This is a genomic window from Desulfoprunum benzoelyticum, assembly GCF_014201505.1.
Lineage (GTDB): Bacteria > Desulfobacterota > Desulfobulbia > Desulfobulbales > Desulfocapsaceae > Desulfoprunum > Desulfoprunum benzoelyticum.
The window spans coordinates 35284-56792 of record NZ_JACHEO010000017.1 but is presented as its reverse complement, the minus strand read 5'-3'; the positions used below and the strand labels follow the sequence as shown (position 1 = coordinate 56792).

Sequence of the window (21509 nt, the reverse complement as noted above, 5' to 3'; positions counted from 1 at the left end):
ATGCCATCAAAAACGGCTTTATTGAAGATGCTGCGCCATGCAAGCACATAATGCACACATTGACAGAACGGGCTGAGGTATACCACCGCGACGGTAGGAAGGCACCACGGCAACACCGAGGCCCGATCTTCACCCCGCCGACGACCAGGGCGGCCGGATCTCGGTCAAAGATGGATGAAGCCAGCTCCGGCAACAGATCCGCCGACACCGACCGGAGCCACCGGCAGCGGATCGGATGACACCCCGGCGCTGTTCCGACAGGCACCGGCCGCACTCTTTCAACCAGGTCATCACCACGGCGGCCACGATCGCCGCCACCGGCAGGAAGCCACCACAGCCATACCGAGGCCCGGCCTTCACTCCACCGACGACCGGGGCGGCCGGATCTCGGTCAAAGATGGATGGAGCCAGCTCCGGCAACAGATCCGCCGACACCGACCGGAGCCACCGGCAGCGGATCGGCTCACACCCCGGCGCTGTTCCGGTCGGCACCCGGCCGCACTCTTTCAACCAGGTCATGACCACGGCGGCCACGATCGCCGCCACCGGCAGGAAGCCACCACGGCCATACCGAGGCCCGGCCTTCACTCCACCGACGACCGGGGCGGCCGGATCTCGGTCAAAGATGGATGGAGCCAGCTCCGGCAACAGATCCGCCGACACCGACCGGAGCCACCGGCAGTGGATCGGCTCACACCCTGGCGCTGTTCCGGTCGGCACCCGGCCGCACTCTTTCAACCAGGTCATCACCAGGGCGGCCACGATCGCCGCCACCGGCAGGAAGCCACCACGGCCATACCGAGGCCCGGCCTTCACCCCGCCGACGACCGGGGCGGCCGAATCTCGGTCAAAGATGGATGAAGCCAGCTCCGGCAACAGATCCGCCGACACCGACCGGACCGACACTGACCGGAGCCACCGGCAGCGGATCGGCTGACACCCTGGCGCTGTTCCGACCATCCGCCCACGGTCTTTTAATCAAGTCGATACACCACAAGGACAGCGAACGACATTGACAACACCCAACCGACCGGATAACCTAAAATTCCTAAACTTAGACGGTGCAGGACCGGCACCATAAAAACAGGTCTTTTTTATTCTACCAATCAAGTTTGCCGTGAGTGTCGGGGAATCCGCGAGGCCCCCGGAGCCGTCTAAGGCTTAGGAGCACTCACGGCATTTTTAATTGGAGGAAATACCATGTTAAAAGCCACTACTTCCACAAGGTCCATAGTCGAAACACCTATTGCCGAAAGGCCGCTCGCTTATTTGTTAGACTATGGCTCAGAACGTCAACATGCCGACCTGTTTGAATCGCTCAGAGGAATGACAAGTCTTTTGCGTGTTATGATTGCTGCAATTGAGGGAGACGAGAATAAATGTTTGTTTGATGATGATGATTTAAGCGAACTCCTTTTTATACTTTACAAGCATGCAGAGCAGGCGACGACAGCAGCCGATTCTTGGAAAGCCTATGAAGAACAAGTCAAAGTTGAGCTAAGTAGGCGAACTGATTAATTTGTCAAGAAAAAAGGATTGAAAGCCACGATCCATCATCAATGCACCAGGGCACCGGCAACGGATCGGCTGGCACCCCGGCGCTGTTCCGACAGGCACCGGCCGCACTCTTTCAACCTGGTCATCACCAGGGCGGCCACGATCGCCGCTACCGGCAGGATGCCACCACGGCCATACCGAGGCCCGGCCTTCATTCCACCGACGACCAGGGCGGCCGGATCTCGATCGGTCATCAATGCACCAGGGCACCGGCAACGGATCGGCTGACACCCCGGCGCTGTTCCGGTCGTCACCCGGCCGCACTCTTTTAACCTGGTCATCACCACGGCGGCCACGATCGCCGCCACCGGCAGGAAGCCACCACGGCCATACCGAGGCCCGGCCTTCACCCCGCCGACGACCAGGGCGGCCGGATCTCGGTCAAAGATGGATGAAGCCAGCTCCGGCAACAGATCCGCCGACACCGACCGGAGCCACCGGCAGCGGATCGGATGACACCCCGGCGCTGTTCCGACAGGCACCGGCCGCACTCTTTCAACCAGGTCATCACCACGGCGGCCACGATCGCCGCCACCGGCAGGAAGCCACCACGGCCATACCGAGGCCCGGCCTTCACTCCACCGACGACCGGGGCGGCCGGATCTCGGTCAAAGATGGATGGAGCCAGCTCCGGCAACAGATCCGCCGACACCGACCGGAGCCACCGGCAGCGGATCGGCTCACACCCCGGCGCTGTTCCGGTCGGCACCCGGCCGCACTCTTTCAACCAGGTCATGACCACGGCGGCCACGATCGCCGCCACCGGCAGGAAGCCACCACGGCCATACCGAGGCCCGGCCTTCACTCCACCGACGACCGGGGCGGCCGGATCTCGATCAAAGATGGATGAAGCCAGCTCGGGCAACAGATCAGCCGGCAGCGACCGGGCTAAAAAAAAATGGGATGATATACGAGAGGGAGACAGGGGAAATTCAACAGCTTGTAGCAGCCTTGAGGATACAGCAGCAGGAGGGACAGCAGCAACATAAAGCGGGTACAAATGCGGGTATTTTCGAATGGCGAATTTTTTTCGTATTACCCAATAATATGATTTTACATCATATATGAAAGTTTATTTGTGTCTTCTCTTCGCACCATTCTAAGTTCCAAAGTCTTCCCCTGAAGTCCATAAAGCCCGCAGCCGTAAAAGGTTTGCGGGCTTTTTCGTTCTCTGCTGTTCTATCACGAAAAAGCACTGTCCTTTGCCCGTTCCTGATTGTCCTAGAAATCGAGGTCCTGTAAACCGGATATCGATACCGGTTACGCCAACACCTCTTTGTTTTTACCGGTAGCAATCCAACCTGATATTACAAACAGCCTTCATGAACAAACGAATCGGTTCCGAACAGACAGCAAAATATTAAGAATACCCTGAATCCGTTGTCAAGTCAACAAACTCAACCACCCTGACGGTTGCGATGAAAAGAGCAACAACATCCTTCAATCTACCCAAAGCACACTGCCGTTTTTTCCTCGGAACCGGTAAAAGCCCAACAGGAGTAGCTAACAGATCTTATCTATGCCTTGACTGGTAAAATAAAAAAACCTATTATTGCTGGAGTCTGCAGACCGCCACTTCTCTCGACTGCCATCGATAGATCTCGCGCAAAGTATTTTATATTTTATTTCAAGGAGTTAAGCATGCTCGAACTCAGAAAGGGTGACGACATCCTGACCACTGTTGGTGCCATCGACTCGATTGACGCAGCCAGGATTTTACTCGACGCAAAACTGGACCAGGCGAACAAAAACAAATTGGCCGTAATCACCAATGAAGAAGCCCTTGTCAAGATTGCCAATGCGATCTCTATCTGCGGCCCCGACAAGGTTTTCATCAACACCGGCAGTGAAGCGGATGTCCAGTGGATTCGAAAGCATGCATTGGAAAAAGGAGAAGAGCGGCCGCTTGCCAAAAAAGGCCACACCATCCATTTCGACCTCCCCGAAGACCAGGCGCGACTGGTCAACCAGACATATTATATCATTAACGAAGGCGAGAAGATGAGTTCTCTTGCCAAATCGATCCTTCGGAATGAGGCCCTTTCCTACGTTCAGCAGTACATGCGGAACATCATGAACGGAATGGTGATGATGGTCGGGTTCTACAGTCGTGGGCCGGTAGGGGCGGCGGCAGCCCAGCCGGCGATTGAGATATCGTCGTCCGCCTATGTCCTGCATTCGGCAGAACTGCTGTACCGGAACTGTTATGCCGACTTTGATGCCGAGGCCGTCCGGGCCGGTCTGTTCTATACCAACCTCCATTCGGAAGGACCGAACAGATCCGAGGATGTACCCAATGCCAGGATCTTCATGGACCGAAGCTGGATGACCACCTATTCGACCTTCTGCACCTATGCCGGCAACACCTTGCTCCTGAAGAAGGGCAATCATCGATTTACCGTCGACTATGTCACCTACTATAAGGTTGAGGATCAGCTGGCTGAACACATGTTCATCACCGGCCTGACCGGTCCCGGCGGCCGCAAGACCTTCTTCGCCGGGGCTGCGCCCTCGGGTTGCGGCAAGACCACGACCGCCATGGTCGGAACCGATTTCATCGGTGACGATCTGGCCCAGTTCTGGATCGCTGATGACGGTACATTGCGGGCCATCAACCCGGAAAAAGGAATCTTCGGCATCGTCGAGGATGTCAATCGGGAAGGCGACCCCTACCTGATGGACTGTCTACGAGGAGATGGAACCGAGGTCATCTGGTCGAATGTACTGGTCGATGCCGATGGTGTCCCTCACTGGGTGGGGCACGGTGAAGAGGTTCCGAAAAACGGCTCCAACTTCATGGGGGAGTGGTACGAAGGAAAAGTCGATCACGAAGGCAACGTAGTGCCCCTGTCGCACAAGAACTCCCGCTGCACGCTTCTGGCCTCGGCTATCGCCAATCATGCCACCCAGGTCGCCGAAGACCCGCAGGGAGCTCCCGTCAAGGTCATCACCTATTCCGGCCGTGATTCCGACACGATGCCGCCGGTATGGGTAGCCAAAAACGCCGACGAAGGCGTCGTCATCGGCGCCTCGATCGTCTCCAAGGCCACGGCGACCGAGGTCGGCGCCACCGGCGTACGACGCCAACCCTGGGCCAATGCCCCGTTTATCCCCGGCGCCCTGGCCGACTATATGGCAGCCCAGTTTCAGTTCTTCAATTCTTCGAAATTCAGTGAAGCCGGAAAGCCGATCATGGCGGGGCTGAACTATTTCCTCACCCATGAAAACCGGCAAGGACCGGGCAAGGGACTGCTCGGGGAGAAAAAGGACGTCAAGGTCTGGCTGGGATGGCTCGAGAGGTTCGCCCACGGGGAAGTCACCGCCATTACCACCCCGATCGGCTATCTGCCACGCTACGATGATCTGAAACCGCTGTTCGCCGGGATCGGCAAAGAATACCCGCAAGAACTGTACAACATGCAGTTCTCCCTTTACCTTGACAAGATCATCGCCAGAATTGACCTGCAACGCGATGCCTACAGCAAGGAAGCGGATATTCCTGCCAAGCTCTTTGAAATATACGCCCGGCAAAAAGACGAATTGAACAAACTGAAAGAGAAGTACGGTTCAGTCGTGCCCATTGACGCCCTGGCATAACCTCTTCTTTTTCCTCTACCCGCCCCGAATGCCGGCTCATCAGGATACCGGCATTCGGGGTGATCTTTCTCGACCCGCCCAGCCGCTGGAATTCTAGCCACATCTTTCCCCTCTACTGGATATTCCGGGACCACCGAGGGTGAGCCGAACAGAGATTTTATTCGGCTATCAGGGAGACCAGAACTTTGTCGACCCGATTGTGATCCATATCAACGACCTCAAAACGACAACTTCCTTGTTCGACAAAATCGCCTTCCGAAGGGATTTTGCCAAGGAGGTAAATGATCAGGCCGCCGGTCGTGATGTAGGCGTTCTTTTTCTCCCCGGGGAAGGTATCATCAATTCTCAGTTGAAGTTTCAGACGCTCCACCGCCACACTGCCGTCGACCAGCCACGATCCGTCTTCCCGTTTCACAAAATCTTTTTCATCAGAAACATCTGACGCGGCCAGATCTCCGACAATGGAGGCTAATACGTCGGTTAACGTTGCTAAGCCCTGCACTTCCCCGTATTCATCAACGACAAGCGCGCACTCCGAGCTGGCCTTCCTCATATTTTCGATCAGTTGCGTTGTCGTCACCCCTTCCCACAGATATAACGGTGGCTGCAGCCAGCGTTCGACGACCAGTCGCTCATGCCCCAGCGCTGCCGTGAGAAGGTCACGGATCCGGAGGATGCCGAGAATCCGATCCAAACCTCCACGGCAAACCACGACCTGAGCGAAGGGGCAATCGGCAAGTTGTTTCAGGATTTCAGCTTCCGGGGTGTCGAGGTCAATCAGGTAGATCTCCTGGCGAGGCGTCATGACAGCTCTGACACTCTGCTCATCGAGGCGAAGGACGTTGGCGACCAGCATTTTTTCACTCTCATGGAATACCCCTGCTTCCGCACCCTGTTTCATCAACAGCCTGATCTCGGCGTTGGTGACCGGCGGTTCCTGTCCGCTATCCTGTCTGAAAATACGCAGCACCAGGTTCGATGATGCCGACAGAAGCCAGATCAAAGGTTGGGTCACGTAGGCCAGCACCTTCATCGGCAGGGCAATGATCATGGCTATCTTCTCCGGCGCCATGAGACCCAGCTGTTTGGGAACGAGTTCTCCAACCACGACGGAACAAAAGGTCAGAGTGACGATGACGACCGCAATTGCGATGCCTCTGGCGTACGGCTGTACCGAGGGGAATCCGCTGAGCCATGACGACAGGGGATCGACCAGGGCTGTTTCGCCGATGGTACCACTGAGAATGCCGACCATCGTTATCCCCACCTGAACCGTAGACAAAAAGGGAACAGGATCAGTCTTCAAGCTCAGCGCCGCCTGGGCCCGACGATTGCCCATATTGGAAAGCTTCTGCAGGCGGAACTTGCGACAGGATATAACGGCAATCTCCGACATCGAAAACAGCCCATTCAACAGGATGAGCATCAGCAGTACGAAAATATCCATAATGAACAATCTCCTCGGCCATCGACAGGGCTGGGCGCAGCTTGGTACACACATCATTTCGAATTTTTCGATTCTACAGCCCTTTTCCGACAAACGCCAACGAGATACCATTCCTCCCGGCAACGCAAACCACGTTTTATCGATGTCGATTTGATTTGCAATCCGGAGGAGGAATACTTATGTTCTATATTCTTTTGAAGATCCCCAGCAATTCCAACAAAAAAGAATAATCCGAGCAAAGGTGTCGTCAATGACGAGGCCTTTTCCGGTCCCAGTTTACCATCAGCCGCGAATTTCAAATCGGGAGAAACCGTTTATGTCCAATCAAGATCAACAGCCACCCTGGGGCAGAAGGAACCGACCGCAGAGCCCCGAGGAGATGGTCGCCCAACTCATCAAAAAACTGCAGGAATTCTTTTCAGACTCGAAAAAACCAACGCCTGAAGGCGGCAATGGCAGCTCTCCCGCCGGCAACCCCATCAACCCGTTCGCCAACATAGGTAAGATCTTCACCGTCATACTGGTGCTGATCCTGCTGCAGGGGGTCTATCTCTCGGTCTTCAAGATCGCCCCGGGAGAAATCGGCGTGGTGCTGCGGCTGGGTCAATACCTGCGAAGCGCGGCGCCAGGGTTGCATTTCAAGATTCCCTATGTCGATACCCTGTACAAGGTCGATACCGAGAGCATCCGGAAGGAGGAATTCGGGTTCCGCACCCGGACGGGAGGCCAGACATCGTTCGAAAGAACCGGGTATGAGGCGGAATCACTCATGCTGACCGCCGACAAAAACGTCATTAATGTGGCATGGATCGTCCAGTACAAGGTCAGCGATCCTTACTCTTTCCTCTTCCAGGTTCGAAATGTCCAGCAGGCGGTCCGCGACGCCTCGGAAAGCGTGACCAGACGAATCGTCGGCAATATGGACTTCGACTATGTTCTCAGCTACCGTGAACTGCTCGCGGCCGAAGTGAAGAAGGAACTGCAGGCCCTGCTCGACAAACTGGGATCCGGTGTCGGCGTAGTCACAGTCCAGTTCCAGGACATCAACCCCCCCGATCCGGTCAAACCAGCGTTCAACGAGGTCAACGAGGCCGATCAGGACATGAAACGGCTGGTCAACGAGGCCCAGGAGACCTATAACCGGGTCATCCCGAAGGCGAGCGGCGACGCCAAAAAGATCATCCAGGAATCGCACGGATATGCTGCAGCCAGAGTCAACAATGCCAAAGGTGAGACTGAGAGGTTCACCGACATTCTCAAGGAATACAAAAATTCCCCCGATGTCACCAGGCAGCGATTATATCTCGAGGCCATGCAGGAGATCCTGCCCAACGTCGACTCGGTCTATATCATCGACAAGGACCAGCAATCGCCACTCCCCCTCCTGAATCTCTCCGGCGCGAAAGGATTAGCCGCCCCGGAAGCGAAACAGCCGCTCAATTAAGAGGAATCCTGTATGAAACATATTCTACGCTTAGCCCTTGCCGGTATCGTTCTGTTCGCGATCATCGTCGTCTACGACGGTGTGTATGTACTCGAAGAAGGAAAACAGGTCGTTGTCACCCAGTTCGGGGCCCCGGTGGGCGACCCGGTCACCAAGGCCGGACTGCATTTCAAGATCCCCTTCATCCAGATCGCCAATTTCTTTGAGAAGAAAATACTGATCTGGGACGGTGAACCCAATCAGATCCCGACGAACGATAAAACCTACATCTTTCTCGATGTCACCGCCCGCTGGCGGATCACCGATGCCTTGAAGTTCATGCAGGCGGTGAAGACGGAGACCAAGGCCCAGTCGCTGCTCGATGATATCATCGGCGGCACAGTGCGTGACATGGTCAACAAGAACGATCTGATCGAGATCATCCGCAGTTCCGACTGGTCGCCGGAATCGATGTCACCGACCACCGACGTCATCGGCACCAAGCCGAAGCAGGGACGCGACAAGATCGCCATCACCGTCCTTGATCAAGCCGCAAAGCTGACCCCACAGTACGGCATTACCCTGATCGATGTCATGATCAAGCGGGTCAACTACATCGACTCCGTCCAGCTCACGGTCTTCAACCGTATGATCTCGGAACGGAAACGTATCGCCGCGGAAAAACGCTCGATGGGGGAGGGGCAGAAAGCCGAAATTCTCGGTCGGGTAGACAAGGAATTGAAGCAGATCATATCGGAGGCCAACCGGGAGGCAACCACCATCCGCGGCAAGGCCGATGCTGAAGCGACCAGAATCTACGGCCAGGCCTACGCCCAGGACCCCGAATTTTATGCCTTCCAGAAGACACTGGAAAGCTATCGGGATATTGTCGGCAAAAACACCTCTCTCGTGCTCTCTTCGGATACCGATCTGTATCAGTACCTGAAGAGCATCACCGGCCAACGGCAGTAATCGCTGCTTCAAGGGAAGAGACAGGGTCGACCGTCTCTTCCCACCCCATCTCTTTTTTTATTTTTGCAGTTGTTTAAAAAATCAGGGTTCCCCTTGATCGAGCCCTGCGCTCATTCCCGGATAAGCTGGGGCCTGGTCGCTGCTGTAACGGATGCGCCCTTTGGCGATCAACAGACGCTGGAACCTTGCGAGTTCCTCGTCGTCCAGAATCTGCTCTACCCCCAGCTGGTCAAAACGACAATTGCAATGATTGAGCTGCCCCATACACCAGGGGCAGACCTCCACCGGACAGCCTAACTGGTGATATTCCCCTTCGAGGGTAAAACAGACCGGGCACTTTTCCTTTCCCAGCGTCACGGCCGAACTGTAATCCGTCAGTTCTCTCAAGGAATTGCATGCCTGGTGAAAGTCCTCCTGCGCCGGGTAACCAAAAATTGCCAGATGTTCCTCGTCAAGATCCGGTCCATTTTCGCTGATAAATACCACCCGCTCTCCGTCCAGCGCATACAGATACTCAAAGCCGTGGGTAATGACGGCCAGCAGTTTCACACCCTGTTGGGAGGCCAACTCGACAATCTTTTCCACCGGTTCTTCCCTCACCTCGGGCAATGAACGGTAGAACTCTCGAAGGAGAAGGAGGGCCGGGATATCATCGCTGTATCGTGCAACCACCTGCATCGCCTCTCCGTAGCTCTCTTCCGCTACCGCATACCGCACGAAAATCTCGATTTCCTCCGCCAATTTCCGGGCTCGACCGCTGTGCTTGACTGCCGCCATACCAATTTATATCCCTTATGTTTTGTTGATACCACAACCAACCAGTCTGCCCCAGTCAGTGTCATTTTGCCAGATTCGGTCCAACCGTACAGTTCACCACCAACGGCACATCCATCTGCAGCGCCTGTTCCATCGCCGCCTTGATCGGCCCGGAACATGCATCCAGATCCGCCGGCGGCAGTTCGAACACCAGTTCGTCGTGAACCTGCAGCAGTAGTCGCGCCGGGAGCCCGTCCTTCCGGATGACCTGATCGACGGCAACCATCGCCAGTTTGATGATATCCGCTGCAGTGCCCTGGATCGGGGTATTGATGGCGGTCCGCTCGGCGAATTCCCGTGTCACCCGATTACTGCTGCCAATATCGGGCAGGTTGCGCCGTCGCCCCAACAGGGTGGTGACATACCCGTCCCGGCGGGCCTGGGCAACAACATCGCCCATGAAGCGTTTTACCCCTTCATAGAGACGAAAATACCGGTCGATAAAGGTCTGCGCCTCCTTGCGGCCGATGTTGAGCTGCTCGGACAGACCGAAACTGCTCATGCCATAAACGATGCCGAAGTTGATGCTCTTTGCCACCCGCCGCATCTCCGGCGTTATCAGCAACGGCGACACCCCGAAGATCTCGGCGGCGGTTCGGGCATGGATATCCTCTCCGGCCCGAAAGGCCCCGATCAGCGCCTTGTCCTGCGAGTAATGGGCCAGAACCCGAAGGTCGATCTGCGAATAATCGGCCGCCAGGAACACCATTCCCTCTGCCGGTACAAAGGCCTGGCGGATCCGGTTGCCGTCCTCGGAACGGATCGGAATGTTCTGCAGATTGGGATTGCTGCTCGACAGCCGCCCGGTGGCGGTAACCGCCTGGTTGAAGGAGGTATGGACCCTGCCGGTCACCGGGTCCTGCAACTGCGCCAATCGCTCGACATAGGTCGACTGGAGTTTGGCCAGGGTACGATAGTCGAGGATGCGGGCCGGTAGATCGTGACGGACCGCCAGTTTTTCGAGGACCTTGACATCAGTCGAGTACCCGGTCTTGGTCTTCCGCCCATAGGGAAGGTGCAGCTCGTCAAAGAGAATCTGCCCCAGTTGACGCGGCGAGTTGATGTTGAATTCCCGGCCGGCAATGGCATGGATCTCCCCCTCGAGGACCGCCAGCTTGGCCGAAAATTCGGCCGACAGCCTCGCCAGGGCATCGGGATTGATGGCGATTCCAATGATCTCCATCTGGGCCAGGATCGGCACCAGGGGCATCTCGACCTCGTAGAAAAGACGCCCCATGCCCATCTCCTGCAGGAGCGGCTCATACTGCCGCCACAGCACCAGGGCGGCATAGACATCCTCGCAACTGTAATCGCAGGCGGCCTGGATATCGACGTAGGCGAAACAATCCGGCCGCTTGTCGCCGCCGGTCACCTGCTCGAACGAGGTCATCCGGATCCCCCGTTCGCTCATCAGATCGTCAAGCTTGAAGGACCGTCCGGTCTCCTCGAGCAGATAGGCCGCGATCAAGGAGTCGTACAGAGGGCCTTTCAAGGTCAGGCCGCCAGACTGGAGCAGAACGGTATAATCGTATTTCAAGTTATGCCCGAGTTTGGGCAGCGTCGAAGACTCGAGAAAAGGTCGCAAGGCCTGAACAACCGTCTCCGGTTTCAGCTGGCGGCTGCACCGCCTGCCATCGGCATCCCGGTGTCCGATCGGGATGTACCAGCTTCGATCGATTTCGCAGCAGAGAGAAATTCCAACCAGCTGAGCGGTTCGGGCATCGAGCGAGGTGGTTTCGGTATCGACACAAAGGATGGTAGCGGCCATCAAGGCCTTCACCATTTTCTTCAAGTCGCTGTCATCGCGGACACAGATGAATCCTTGACGCGGCACCGCCGAGAAAGACTGGATCTCCTTCAGCAGGCTGGTGAATTCCAGTTCCGAATACAGATCCCGGATCTGATCCCCGTCCGGTGCCGCAAAGGCATAGGCGGAAAGCCGTTCAGGTACGGCGACATCGGATTTGAGACGGATGAGGTCACGGGCAAGAAACGCGGATTCCCGGCCTTCAACCAGTTTATCTCTTAGTTTCGGTTGTTTCAGCAGTCCAATGTCTTCGTAGATCTTTTCCAGCGTACCGAATTGGTTTATCAGTTTTTCGGCAGTTTTCGGGCCGATACCGGGAACGCCAGGGATATTGTCGGCACTGTCGCCAATCAGGGCAAAGCAGTCAAGGAGCTGTGCCGGAGTGACATTGTATTTTTTCTTCACCTCGTCGGAATCCATCACCTTGTCCTTCATCGGATCCCACATGGTCACCCGATCGTTGACCAGCTGCAGGAGATCCTTATCACCGGAAACGATGACCACCCTATGACCTTCCCGCTGCAGGCACCTGACGGCCGAGGCGATCAGGTCATCCGCCTCGACACCGACCTGTTCAAGGATAGGAAGATTTGCCGCCGCCACATATTTGCGAATATACGGTATCTGCTCGGCGAGATCGGCCGGCATCGGCGGACGGTTCGCCTTGTAGTCGCGGTAGATCTCATGCCGGAAAACCGGTCCGCGGCTATCAAAGGCGACGGCAACATAGCTGGGAGTCCTTTCCTTGAACAGTCGCCGGAGAATACTGATAAAACCGTAAACGGCATGGGTCGCCAGGCCCCTGCTGTTGGAGAGAGGGCTAAGGGCATGATAGGCGCGATAGATGTACGCGCTGCCATCGATGAGATAAATTTCTTCCTGCACAATAAAGGTCTCCGGTAGAAATAAACATGTGGAATCCGCGGCAAGGCTCTATCTATACTGCATCCACCCTGCTGGCGCACCGGATTTCATCCCTTTGGTGGTTACCCAGAAATCTCACGATGGAAAAAATTCGCAGCGGTGACATCTCACCATTCTGAGGTACTCCACAAAAGCAACGACCGCAGGCGAGACGCCTGCGGTCGCAGAATATACCTCTGTTTTTACATGCTTTTTATACGATCATCGGGTCTGACGCACCCATGAGGCCTGCGGCCCTTTGTCGCCGATAGTTTCACCAAAGACGACACTGTCACCCTCGGACAGTGCCTCCATTGCAATATTTTTCAAAGCGTTCTCATGGAAATATATCTCTCTTTCATCGCTTGCGGTGATAAATCCATATGATTCATGGGGGGAAATCTTCCTGATTATACCGACCTTCTCTCCTTCAAAATCGGCCTCACTCTGTTTGACTGTCTTTCGCTTTTTCCGCAGGATCTCCTTCAAATTGCCGGTCAGTACATCGAAGGCCTCAATCAGCAGGGGGCGTACGCTCTCCCCTCGCCGGACCACGACAACCGTATCATTTGGGACTGTTGCGATCAATTTGATCTCAAACCCTCCTTCCTTGTGATGCGTTGTAGCCTCAATGCTGGCGCGAAGATGAAGGACATAATTCGCATACAGACGGACAATCTTTTCTTTTTCTTCTTCAATCTTGTCCTGCCAGCTTTTTCGCAACTCCACATTCCGGGCCTCGATCTTCAGTTCCATAAAGTTCCTCCGTCAAAAGCTCCAACGATGGCGTTCACCACCGTCACATCCGTGCCTTCAGGCACCTTCCCGGCAGAACCACCTCCTCCCTCCTGGTGCAGCGAGAAGGTGGAGCATTCGCATGCTCACCATGACCTGCCTTTACATTCATTATATTCCCCCCCATCCGATAATCAAGAGAACCACAACTCTTTCTCCCAAACGATCATCCGATGCCGACAAATATTGAAAATACATCTATGGAACATGGATATTGCCCAAGACATCCGGTACAATTGCCCAGAGCAGGCGGGTAAATCATTAAACATGGCGAGAACGATGCAGAAAAAACGAATCGGAGTACTCCTACTCAATATGGGCGGGCCTGAAACACAGGCAGATGTGGCGCCATTCCTGTACAACCTCTTCTCCGACCGCGAGATCATCCGGTTGGGGCCGCCCTGGCTGCAAAAACCGCTGGCGTGGTATATCGCCCGAAAAAGGGCCGGCAAAAGCCGTCAGGCCTACGCCAGTATCGGCGGAGGATCGCCGCAGAAACGGTTGACCATGCACCAGGCCCAGTGTCTACAGGAGAGTTTGCAAACCGAAGGCGCCTATACAGTCGCGGTAGCGATGCGTTACTGGCAGCCGCGTGCCGCCGAAGCCGTCACGACACTGTTGAGCCAGGGTGTCGAGAGGATCATTGCCCTGACCCTGTATCCCCATTACTCCCGGGCGACCACCGGCTCCTCGATTTTAGATTTGAAAACAGAGATGGACCGTCTGTGTCCGGGCATGCCCTGCGATACCATCGAGTCCTGGCCTGACCATCCGCTGTATATCGAAGCCCTTGTGGACAGTATCAACCAGGGTCTGAGCCGTTTCAACGGCCAGGACGTTGAGATCGTCTACAGCGCCCACAGCCTCCCGGTCTCATTCATCAAGGAAGGAGACCCCTATGTTGACGACATTCTCAGGACTCTGGGGACAATCGAGAAACGGACTGGCCGGACGGGCCGCCTATGCTACCAGAGTCGAAGCGGCCCTGTCGAATGGCTGTCGCCATCAACTCCGGAGATGATCGAGACACTGGCCCGGGAAGGAGTAAAAAACATTCTCATGGTTCCGATCAGCTTCGTTTCCGACCATATCGAAACCCTCTATGAAATCGATATACTGTATAAGACCCAGGCAAAAAAACTCGGCGTGCGGCTGCAGTCGAGCCCTGCACTGAACTCACACCCATCTCTTATCGCCTGCCTCAAAGATCTCGTCCTGCAGAGAAGCCGGCAGTAATCGACGTGCCGAACAGGGAGACCGGCACCGATACTTCGTCAGATCTGGAATCGCCGCATGCGGATATTCATCAGGATAGCGAAACCTATCATCGTCGTCAGCAGGGAGGAACCCCCATAGGAAACAAGCGGCAGCGGAATGCCGACAACCGGCAGAAATCCCAGGATCATCAAGATGTTGATAACAGCCTGCCAAAATATCAATATGACAACGCCAAAGGCCAGCAAGACCCCGAAACGATCCCTCGCATTCATCGCGATGTACAATCCCCAGATCAGCAGGAAAAAGTAGACTCCGAGAAAAATCAGACTGCCGACGAAGCCCCACTCCTCACCCCAGACCGCAAAAGCAAAGTCGGTATGTCGTTCGGGGAGGAAGTGGAGATGTCCCTGCGTCCCCTCAAGATACCCCTTACCGAACTTGCCGCCACTGCCCACAGCAATCTTTGACTGCAGGATCTGGTAGCCATTTCCCATCGGATCGTCCTCCGGATGAAGAAATGTCTGTATCCTCTGTTTCTGATAGGGTTTGAGCACCTTTTCCCAGGCAAAGACGGCGAGGGTTACGGCAGCGGTACCGAGAATCATGTAGGTCGATAATTTGAGACGAACGAAGATCGTCATGGACACAAAGATAATGGCGATCATCATCGCCGTACCGAGGTCGGGCTGGAGCAGGATGAGGAGAAACGGGATGCCGGTCAGGACAAGCGGGACAACCAACTGCTTGAGAGAATATCCGTCAATCACTTCCTTTCGGGCGTAATAACTCGCCAGAGTGATGACCATTATCATTTTCGCCGGCTCCGATGGCTGAAGTTTGAAAAAGCCAAGGTTGATCCAACGCTGAGAGCCGTTGGCTTCGTAGCCGACGAAAAAGGCGAAGGCGAGAAGAAGAAGGACAAGAACATACATGGGATAATTCCAGAACAGCAATTCCTGGTAATCAATGCAGACAATCACCAGAAACATGGCAAAGCCAAAAAGCAGAAAAATGGCCTGCTTGATATACGGAGTCGTCGCCAAAGACTTTGGGGGATAGGAGGCGCTATAGAGATTGCTCAGTGCCGCAGCACAGACAACCAGAAGCAGGATCAGCAGGACAAAATCAAAATTTGCCAGCAATCTTCGATCGATACGGAGAATATCCTTCATTTTTTTCTGCATATGTGGGGTCCTCTGCAAACCTCAATCACCGCATTTCCTTGACGATCCCTTCATCCGGCACTGACAGACGATCCCTGAAAAATTCTTTCATGACAGCCGTAGCTATCGGCGCTGCCCCCGATCCCCCATGCAAGCCATGTTCGACGAGAACGGTGACCGCGATCTCGGGGTCCTCCGCCGGGGCAAAGCTGGTAAACCAGGCATGATCACGGAATTTATATGGAATGTCTGCCTCTTTCAAATGTCTATAGGCAGCGACTTTGACTACCTGGGCCGTGCCGGTTTTTCCGGCAACAGTTATCCCGTCGATCTTCGCACCGCGAGCGGTTCCGTGCGGACCATTGACGACTCCGATCAAACCGTCGCGGATAATGGCCAAGTAGGTATCCAGCCCCTTTACCTCTTCAAGAAGTTCGGGCTGGAAAGTCTGCACCACTTTGCCGTCAGGCTCGGTAACCTGTTCGACCAGTTGCGGGCGAAACAGTTTGCCGCCATTGGCCACGGTGGCTGTCATCTGACAGATCTGGAGCGGGCTGGTGAGATTGAAGCCCTGACCGATGGCGGTCGACAGCGTTTCTCCCTCCTGCCACTTTGTCTGGTATCGGGATATTTTCCATTTTTTGGTCGGAGTCAGGCCGCTTTTCTCATGCTCCAATTCAATACCAGTCTTACGCCCCAGCCCTAATTTGCCGGCGTATTCGGCCAAAGTATCAACCCCGACCCTTTGTCCGACCTGATAAAAATAAACGTCACAGGACTCCTCGATCGCCCGTTTCAAGTTAACGGTTCCATGCCCTCCTCTTTTCCAGCATCCATATCGACGATTGCCGAAAAAATAATGGCCGGGGCAATAGATTGGCGTATCCGGCGTGACTACACCGGTTGCAAGACCTGCCAAAGCAGTCACCATCTTGTAAGTCGAACCCGGGGGATAGGTCGCCTGCACCGCCTTGTTGATCAATGGGTGCTTCTCGTTGGTAAGCAAGTCCTGCCACTTCTCATGCGATATACCGCCGACAAAATCGTTGAGGCGGATATGCGGCGTCGAGGCGATAGCCAGAATCCTGCCGGTCTTGACCTCCATGGCCACAACTGCGCCGGCCTTTTCACCGATCTCCATCAGATTTTCAGCCGCCTGCTGCAGGTCCACATCGATTGTCAGCCGGATTTCACGTCCCGGCAACGGCTCATAACTCTTCAACAGTTTGCGCTCGAAACCTCTGGCATCGACCTCAGAATAGCTATTGCCTTTTTCTCCTCTCAGATCGGCCTCTCTGAGCTTTTCGAGGCCCATTTTACCGATGAGATCACCGCCGCGATAGACGGTCTGGTCGGCATTCTCCAACTCGGTCTTGCTGATAGCACCAAGATAACCGATCACATTGGCAGCCAGATCCTGGTAATGAAAAACCCGGACAGGCTGGACTTCAATCCGTATCCCTGAAAACTCCTTGTTGTGATTTTCCAGGTAGGCCAGGGTCTTCCAGTCAATATCCTCCTTCAATCGGATCGGGAGATAGCGAGGGGTCCCTTCGGCTTCCCTGACTCTGCTCCACAGGGTCGAGACTTCATCGTTCAGGATCGGGGCCAGGCGTTTGAGGACATCGTCGAGGTCATGGGAATCCTCCCTCATCAGCACCACATCGAACGATGGCCGGTTGGTGACGATTTCCCGGCCCTTACGATCAAGAATGTGACCACGGGGGGCAACAACCTGGCGAATACGAACTCTGTTGGAGTCGGCCCGGTTCTTGTATTCCTCACCATGGTTGATCTGCAGCGACCAGAGTCTGACGACGATCAGGGAAAAAAAGATCAGCACAACAACGATGGCGCCGCTTACCCGACGCCTCAGGTTATCGAGAGAAGCTGTGTCACGTTCCGTGATTTCATCCGCTTCCTTTGAAAAAAGCTCTTTGAATATCATTCCGGGCTCACGGGATAATCAGCGCTCACGTCCTCCGCTTAAGCGGTCGAGGTTGTGTCTTCCGCTTCTGCAGGAACTCCCCGAGGGCGTTGAGCAGGATAAAACATGGAATCGTCGCCACCAGGAGAATGCCGGTCTCGGCAAACAACTTCCCCCAGGACCATTCCGGCAGCAGTTCAGGCTTTGTGAACAGATACAGTATATACCGAACCAATTGAACAATGAAATAACTGAGTCCGACAAGCGGAATCTGATACGTCGACTCCCTCAGGGGATTGTTGGTGGTCATGGCCTTCAGGCTGATAAAAACGAGAAGAACTTCCAAGGGATAGATGCCAAGATCAATCCCGGTCAGCACGTCCATTATCCATCCAAGGGAGAACACCAGGAGGAGTCCGGGTATCCAGGCAAAACGATATGCCGTATACGCAACCAGGATGTAAATAAAATCAGGACGTCCCAACCATGAGGGCAATGAATGCAGCAGAGTGGTTTCCAGGACAATAAGCAGGATACCGAGAAGGAAAAAACAAAGAGTCAACACTTGCAATCCGTGTCACTCGACCGTCAAGTTCATTTCACGCAGAATTTTCTGCCTGTCGGTCGGGTCGATGAAGACATATTCCAGCTTCTGGAAATCGACGGCAGGCTGCACTTCGATCTCAAGAAACATCCCACGTTCCTTCTCCCGCACCGCCGAGACTGTTCCAAGGGGAATGCCGGCGGCGAATACCCCGCCAATGCCTGCGGTGACGATTTGATCTCCCTCTGCGACATCGGTTTTTTTCAGCACATAGTTGAGAACAAAACCTTTCTCTCCGGCTCCCTTCAATATACCACGAGCTCTGCTTTTCTGCACCATCGCGTCGATGGCACTGCTTGGGGCATTGGCAAGAAGCACCTTGGCGTAGTGCTCTGATACGTGGATAACCTGGCCGACGACACCCTGCGGGGTCAGAACAACCATTCCTTGCTCGATATCATCAGCTTTTCCCCGATCCACCAGGACTGTCTGGAACCAGTAGGCCGGATCCTTGCCGATAACCCTGGCGGAAAGCAATTTGAATTCCTGTTTTTCCTTGAACTCAAGGAGGTTCTGGAGATGCAGGTATGTCCTGTAGGCTTCACGGTAATCACCAAGCTCATTCATATATTTGTCAACGAGCAGACGCAGCCGTTTGTTTTCCGCCCTCACGCTCCATAAGTCAATATAATCACGTGAAAAATCTGAAAATCCGCCGAACGCTTTCGAAACCGCCTTCTGTAAAGGGCTGACAACATCGAGCGTCAACTGATGCACAACGCCGAACCTGCCACCGATCATGGATGCGAACACGAGGAGAGCTACCGTCAATACAGTCGCACCAAGAAGAAGAAGCCTGACGGTTGCTGTCCGGGGATTGCCTTTTTTGCCGTTAGCTCGCTTTCTCACAGATACCAACAAAGAAGGAGCAGCTAAGCCCCGTGAATATTACCCATTGAAGAAACAGCCGATTTTGAATCTCCCTCAGTCCAGCCATTCCGATCAATCAATGGTAACTTCGCGAAGAATATCGAGATTGTCAAGGGCCTTGCCGGTACCAAGCACAACTGACGACAAGGGATCGTCGGCAACAATGATCGGCATTCCTGTTGCTTCTTTCAGAAGTTTATCAAGATTCTTCATCAGGGCGCCACCGCCAGTAAGGACAATTCCCTGGTCAACGATATCAGCCGCCAGTTCAGGGGGAGTAACCTCGAGGGCAATGCGAACCGCTTCGACAATGACTTCGATCTGCTCGGAAATCGCCGACCGGATCTCTTCGGCGTTGATGGTCAAGGTCTTCGGGATACCGGAGACCAAATCGCGCCCTTTGATATCCATCGTCTCGTACGGTTCCTCCGGCATGACATTACCGATGGTGGTTTTGATCAGTTCGGCCGTTCGCTCGCCGATGGCGAGATTGTGTTTGCGTTTGATATATTGAAGAATTGCCTCGTCCATCTTGTCTCCTGCAACCCTGACCGATTTGGCATAAACTATGCCAGCCAGAGAGATCACGGCCACCTCAGTCGTCCCACCGCCGATATCGATGATCATGTTGGCTGTAGGTTCGGTGATCGGCAGATTGGCCCCGATCGCTGCAGCCATCGGTTCCTCGATGAGATAGACTTCTCGCGCACCCGCTGATTCGGCGGATTCACGGACTGCCCGCTTTTCAACCTGGGTTATGCCTGAAGGTACGGAAATCATGATCCGTGGATGGACAAGGGTGCGACGGTTGTGCACCTTGTTGATGAAATAGCGCAGCATCGCCTCGGTGACCTCGAAGTCGGCAATGACACCATCTTTCATTGGGCGGATGGCACTGATGTTTCCGGGAGTTTTGCCGAGCATCATCTTGGCTTCATGGCCGACAGCGAGGACCTTGTTAATCCTCCCGTCCTGTCTGACGGCAACGACGGAAGGCTCTCTGAGCACAATCCCCTTCCCTTTGACATACAAGACGGTATTTGCAGTGCCCAGATCGATTGCCAGATCATTGGACAACCAGCCAAACAAGAAATTAAACGGTGAAAACATATAATCTTCCTCGCTATGAAGAACGTTCTTCTGTGGTATATGGGCAACTGCCCGGCCAGAAAAGCAATACCGGGCTGCAAAAGAAATAGTCACTCGGAATAATTGAAAAATACACTAAATAAGGCTAGTGAGCATACCAAGATTCCTCTGCCTTAGCAACACATATGCATTTTCAGGTCATGAAAATTGGAAAATTAATTGACACATCGATGAAAGGCTGGTACTAATGCCAAACATTTTCGGAAACGAATAATGGGGTTATAGCTCAGCTGGGAGAGCGCTTGAATGGCATTCAAGAGGTCGTCGGTTCGATCCCGACTAGCTCCACCAATTAAAAAAGGGGATTACGCAATTTTTTGTGTAATCCCCTTTTTTTTCAGAGAACATAGAACCGTTACACTTTTTTACTGGCATACACCCTCGTTGGGCAAAAGCTCCTGAGTCATTTATCCTTTCAATACTCCTGTAAATTCAGGATGATAGAGAATTCCTGTCCATAGCTGCTGGAAAGCCAAACAGCGCCCTCCCTGTTCAGTTTTTTTTCAACTCTCAGACTGCTTGGGATTATTCGCCTTTGTCGTTGCAAACATACTCCAACAAAATGTTATCCGCGCTAAAACGATTCCCATGAAAACTCTTGACAATGGAAAAAGTCAGGGGCAGGCTAAAAAGTTGTACTGAAACGATCTGACAGCTATCCGGAATGAACCGTCATATCATTGATAATACAGGATATACTGCAGCTTTTGGGGTTCAAAAGTGATTGCAGAGCAGCAGATCCGGCAATATGTCTGTTCATCGTATCGCCCGGACGTACTTCCAGCCCATTTTACACAGAGGGAGTTATGGCTAAGACAACCACCTTCAGGGTTATAAACAATCGCTTGCTGTTCAAATGCAGCTTCTGCCAAGCCAAGAAAACGATATCCCTTCCCAAGGATATCCATCGAAAAAGCATCCGCTGCCATAAATGCGGGGAACTATCGCACTGTTTCCTAAACCACCGCCTGACACCAAGAGAATCCCAGACCGGCAAGGCCGTAATGGTTTTCAGTGATGGCCGTGAAGTGAATATCGACCTCACCGATGTCTCGCCGAGCGGAGTCGGCTTCGAGATCCCGAGCGGCAGCAGGGGCGTATCACTCGGTCAGGAGGTAAGACTGAAGTGCACCTGGAATTCACGCCTGCTTGATCAGGGGAGATACATTGTCAGAAACATAAAGGGCCGCCGGATAGGCGTAGAATTAGTCGAAAAGAAATATAGTTTTTAATAAATACGGTATTATATCGAAGACAGCAC

Annotated in this window: 18 protein-coding genes and 1 tRNA gene; 7 read left to right on the top strand and 12 right to left on the bottom strand. The window is 54.1% G+C overall.

Annotation, left to right across the window (positions count from 1 at the left end; all coding sequences use genetic code 11):
- Nucleotides 1–129: 129 nt before the first annotated feature.
- Nucleotides 130–891, bottom strand: a complete 762-nt coding sequence (locus HNQ81_RS13260) for a hypothetical protein (RefSeq protein ID WP_183351788.1) — start codon at nt 889–891, stop codon at nt 130–132.
- Between the two features lie 309 nt (nt 892–1200).
- On the opposite strand from HNQ81_RS13260, the gene HNQ81_RS13255 reads away from it, so the two are divergent.
- Nucleotides 1201–1518: a hypothetical protein gene (locus tag HNQ81_RS13255; protein ID WP_183351787.1), complete on the top strand. Its 318-nt coding sequence runs from the start codon at nt 1201–1203 to the stop codon at nt 1516–1518.
- 38 nt (nt 1519–1556) lie between these two features.
- On the opposite strand, the gene HNQ81_RS13250 is transcribed toward HNQ81_RS13255, so the two are convergent.
- A complete protein-coding gene (locus tag HNQ81_RS13250; RefSeq protein ID WP_183351786.1) occupies nt 1557–1907 on the bottom strand; it encodes a hypothetical protein in 351 nt (116 codons plus the stop codon).
- The gene (locus HNQ81_RS13245) at nt 1904–2422 is read right to left on the bottom strand and encodes a hypothetical protein (protein ID WP_183351785.1); all 519 of its coding nucleotides are present in this window, start codon (nt 2420–2422) and stop codon (nt 1904–1906) included. The genes HNQ81_RS13250 and HNQ81_RS13245 overlap by 4 nt, the downstream gene beginning before the upstream one ends.
- Before the next feature lie 776 nt (nt 2423–3198).
- Between HNQ81_RS13245 and HNQ81_RS13240 the strand changes: the two genes are divergently transcribed.
- On the top strand, nt 3199–5154 hold the full coding sequence (locus HNQ81_RS13240) for a phosphoenolpyruvate carboxykinase (GTP) (RefSeq protein ID WP_183351784.1): 1956 nt from the start codon (nt 3199–3201) through the stop codon (nt 5152–5154).
- Between the two features lie 157 nt (nt 5155–5311).
- Here HNQ81_RS13240 and HNQ81_RS13235 read toward each other — a convergent pair whose 3' ends face one another.
- Nucleotides 5312–6601 carry a hemolysin family protein gene (locus tag HNQ81_RS13235; protein ID WP_183351783.1) on the bottom strand — a complete coding sequence of 430 codons (1290 nt, stop codon included), beginning with the start codon at nt 6599–6601 and terminating at the stop codon, nt 5312–5314.
- A gap of 316 nt (nt 6602–6917) precedes the next feature.
- Here HNQ81_RS13235 and hflK point away from each other — a divergent pair, with 316 nt between their 5' ends.
- Nucleotides 6918–8045, top strand: coding sequence for an FtsH protease activity modulator HflK (hflK, locus tag HNQ81_RS13230; RefSeq protein ID WP_183351782.1), 1128 nt, complete (start codon nt 6918–6920; stop codon nt 8043–8045).
- 12 nt (nt 8046–8057) lie between these two features.
- Nucleotides 8058–8996, top strand: coding sequence for a protease modulator HflC (hflC, locus tag HNQ81_RS13225; protein ID WP_183351781.1), 939 nt, complete (start codon nt 8058–8060; stop codon nt 8994–8996).
- A gap of 81 nt (nt 8997–9077) precedes the next feature.
- Here the strand turns inward: hflC and HNQ81_RS13220 are convergent, their stop codons facing one another.
- The 3 genes from HNQ81_RS13220 to HNQ81_RS13210 all read right to left on the bottom strand — a co-directional run bounded on the left by HNQ81_RS13220 (nt 9078) and on the right by HNQ81_RS13210 (nt 13278).
- Nucleotides 9078–9737, bottom strand: coding sequence for an RING finger protein (locus HNQ81_RS13220; RefSeq protein WP_183351780.1), 660 nt, complete (start codon nt 9735–9737; stop codon nt 9078–9080).
- 97 nt (nt 9738–9834) lie between these two features.
- Entirely contained in the window at nt 9835–12504 is a 2670-nt protein-coding gene (gene polA, locus HNQ81_RS13215; protein WP_183351779.1) for a DNA polymerase I, read from the bottom strand.
- A 240-nt stretch (nt 12505–12744) separates the two neighbouring features.
- Nucleotides 12745–13278, bottom strand: coding sequence for a cold-shock protein (locus tag HNQ81_RS13210; protein WP_183351778.1), 534 nt, complete (start codon nt 13276–13278; stop codon nt 12745–12747).
- Between the two features lie 318 nt (nt 13279–13596).
- Here HNQ81_RS13210 and hemH point away from each other — a divergent pair, with 318 nt between their 5' ends.
- Entirely contained in the window at nt 13597–14553 is a 957-nt protein-coding gene (hemH, locus tag HNQ81_RS13205; protein WP_183351777.1) for a ferrochelatase, read from the top strand.
- 38 nt (nt 14554–14591) lie between these two features.
- Here hemH and rodA read toward each other — a convergent pair whose 3' ends face one another.
- The 5 genes from rodA to HNQ81_RS13180 form a co-directional block, all read right to left on the bottom strand.
- On the bottom strand, nt 14592–15719 hold the full coding sequence (rodA, locus tag HNQ81_RS13200; protein WP_221270880.1) for a rod shape-determining protein RodA: 1128 nt from the start codon (nt 15717–15719) through the stop codon (nt 14592–14594).
- A 25-nt stretch (nt 15720–15744) separates the two neighbouring features.
- Complete coding sequence (mrdA, locus tag HNQ81_RS13195; RefSeq protein ID WP_183351776.1) at nt 15745–17646, bottom strand: penicillin-binding protein 2; 1902 nt, start codon at nt 17644–17646, stop codon at nt 15745–15747.
- A gap of 25 nt (nt 17647–17671) precedes the next feature.
- Nucleotides 17672–18010, bottom strand: coding sequence for a hypothetical protein (locus HNQ81_RS13190; RefSeq protein WP_183351775.1), 339 nt, complete (start codon nt 18008–18010; stop codon nt 17672–17674).
- 192 nt (nt 18011–18202) lie between these two features.
- Complete coding sequence (gene mreC, locus HNQ81_RS13185; RefSeq protein WP_183351774.1) at nt 18203–19078, bottom strand: rod shape-determining protein MreC; 876 nt, start codon at nt 19076–19078, stop codon at nt 18203–18205.
- A 93-nt stretch (nt 19079–19171) separates the two neighbouring features.
- Nucleotides 19172–20209, bottom strand: coding sequence for a rod shape-determining protein (locus tag HNQ81_RS13180; protein WP_183351773.1), 1038 nt, complete (start codon nt 20207–20209; stop codon nt 19172–19174).
- A gap of 254 nt (nt 20210–20463) precedes the next feature.
- Here HNQ81_RS13180 and HNQ81_RS13175 point away from each other — a divergent pair.
- Both HNQ81_RS13175 and HNQ81_RS13170 read left to right on the top strand, forming a co-directional pair.
- Nucleotides 20464–20539, top strand: a tRNA-Ala gene (locus HNQ81_RS13175).
- A gap of 515 nt (nt 20540–21054) precedes the next feature.
- Complete coding sequence (locus tag HNQ81_RS13170) at nt 21055–21480, top strand: hypothetical protein (RefSeq protein ID WP_183351772.1); 426 nt, start codon at nt 21055–21057, stop codon at nt 21478–21480.
- The last annotated feature ends 29 nt before the right edge of the window (nt 21481–21509 follow it).

Excerpts from the sequence above, each read along its gene's own strand:
- HNQ81_RS13170 (WP_183351772.1), top strand. The coding sequence starts at position 21,055 with ATGGCTAAGACAACCACCTTCAGGGTTATAAACAATCGCTTGCTGTTC.
- hemH (WP_183351777.1), top strand. The coding sequence starts at position 13,597 with ATGCAGAAAAAACGAATCGGAGTACTCCTACTCAATATGGGCGGGCCT.
- HNQ81_RS13235 (WP_183351783.1), bottom strand. The coding sequence starts at position 6,601 with ATGGATATTTTCGTACTGCTGATGCTCATCCTGTTGAATGGGCTGTTT.
- hflC (WP_183351781.1), top strand. The coding sequence starts at position 8,058 with ATGAAACATATTCTACGCTTAGCCCTTGCCGGTATCGTTCTGTTCGCG.
- rodA (WP_221270880.1), bottom strand. The coding sequence starts at position 15,719 with ATGCAGAAAAAAATGAAGGATATTCTCCGTATCGATCGAAGATTGCTG.
- HNQ81_RS13190 (WP_183351775.1), bottom strand. The coding sequence starts at position 18,010 with ATGGACGTGCTGACCGGGATTGATCTTGGCATCTATCCCTTGGAAGTT.
- HNQ81_RS13180 (WP_183351773.1), bottom strand. The coding sequence starts at position 20,209 with ATGTTTTCACCGTTTAATTTCTTGTTTGGCTGGTTGTCCAATGATCTG.
- HNQ81_RS13210 (WP_183351778.1), bottom strand. The coding sequence starts at position 13,278 with ATGGAACTGAAGATCGAGGCCCGGAATGTGGAGTTGCGAAAAAGCTGG.
- hflK (WP_183351782.1), top strand. The coding sequence starts at position 6,918 with ATGTCCAATCAAGATCAACAGCCACCCTGGGGCAGAAGGAACCGACCG.
- mrdA (WP_183351776.1), bottom strand. The coding sequence starts at position 17,646 with ATGATATTCAAAGAGCTTTTTTCAAAGGAAGCGGATGAAATCACGGAA.
- HNQ81_RS13240 (WP_183351784.1), top strand. The coding sequence starts at position 3,199 with ATGCTCGAACTCAGAAAGGGTGACGACATCCTGACCACTGTTGGTGCC.
- HNQ81_RS13255 (WP_183351787.1), top strand. The coding sequence starts at position 1,201 with ATGTTAAAAGCCACTACTTCCACAAGGTCCATAGTCGAAACACCTATT.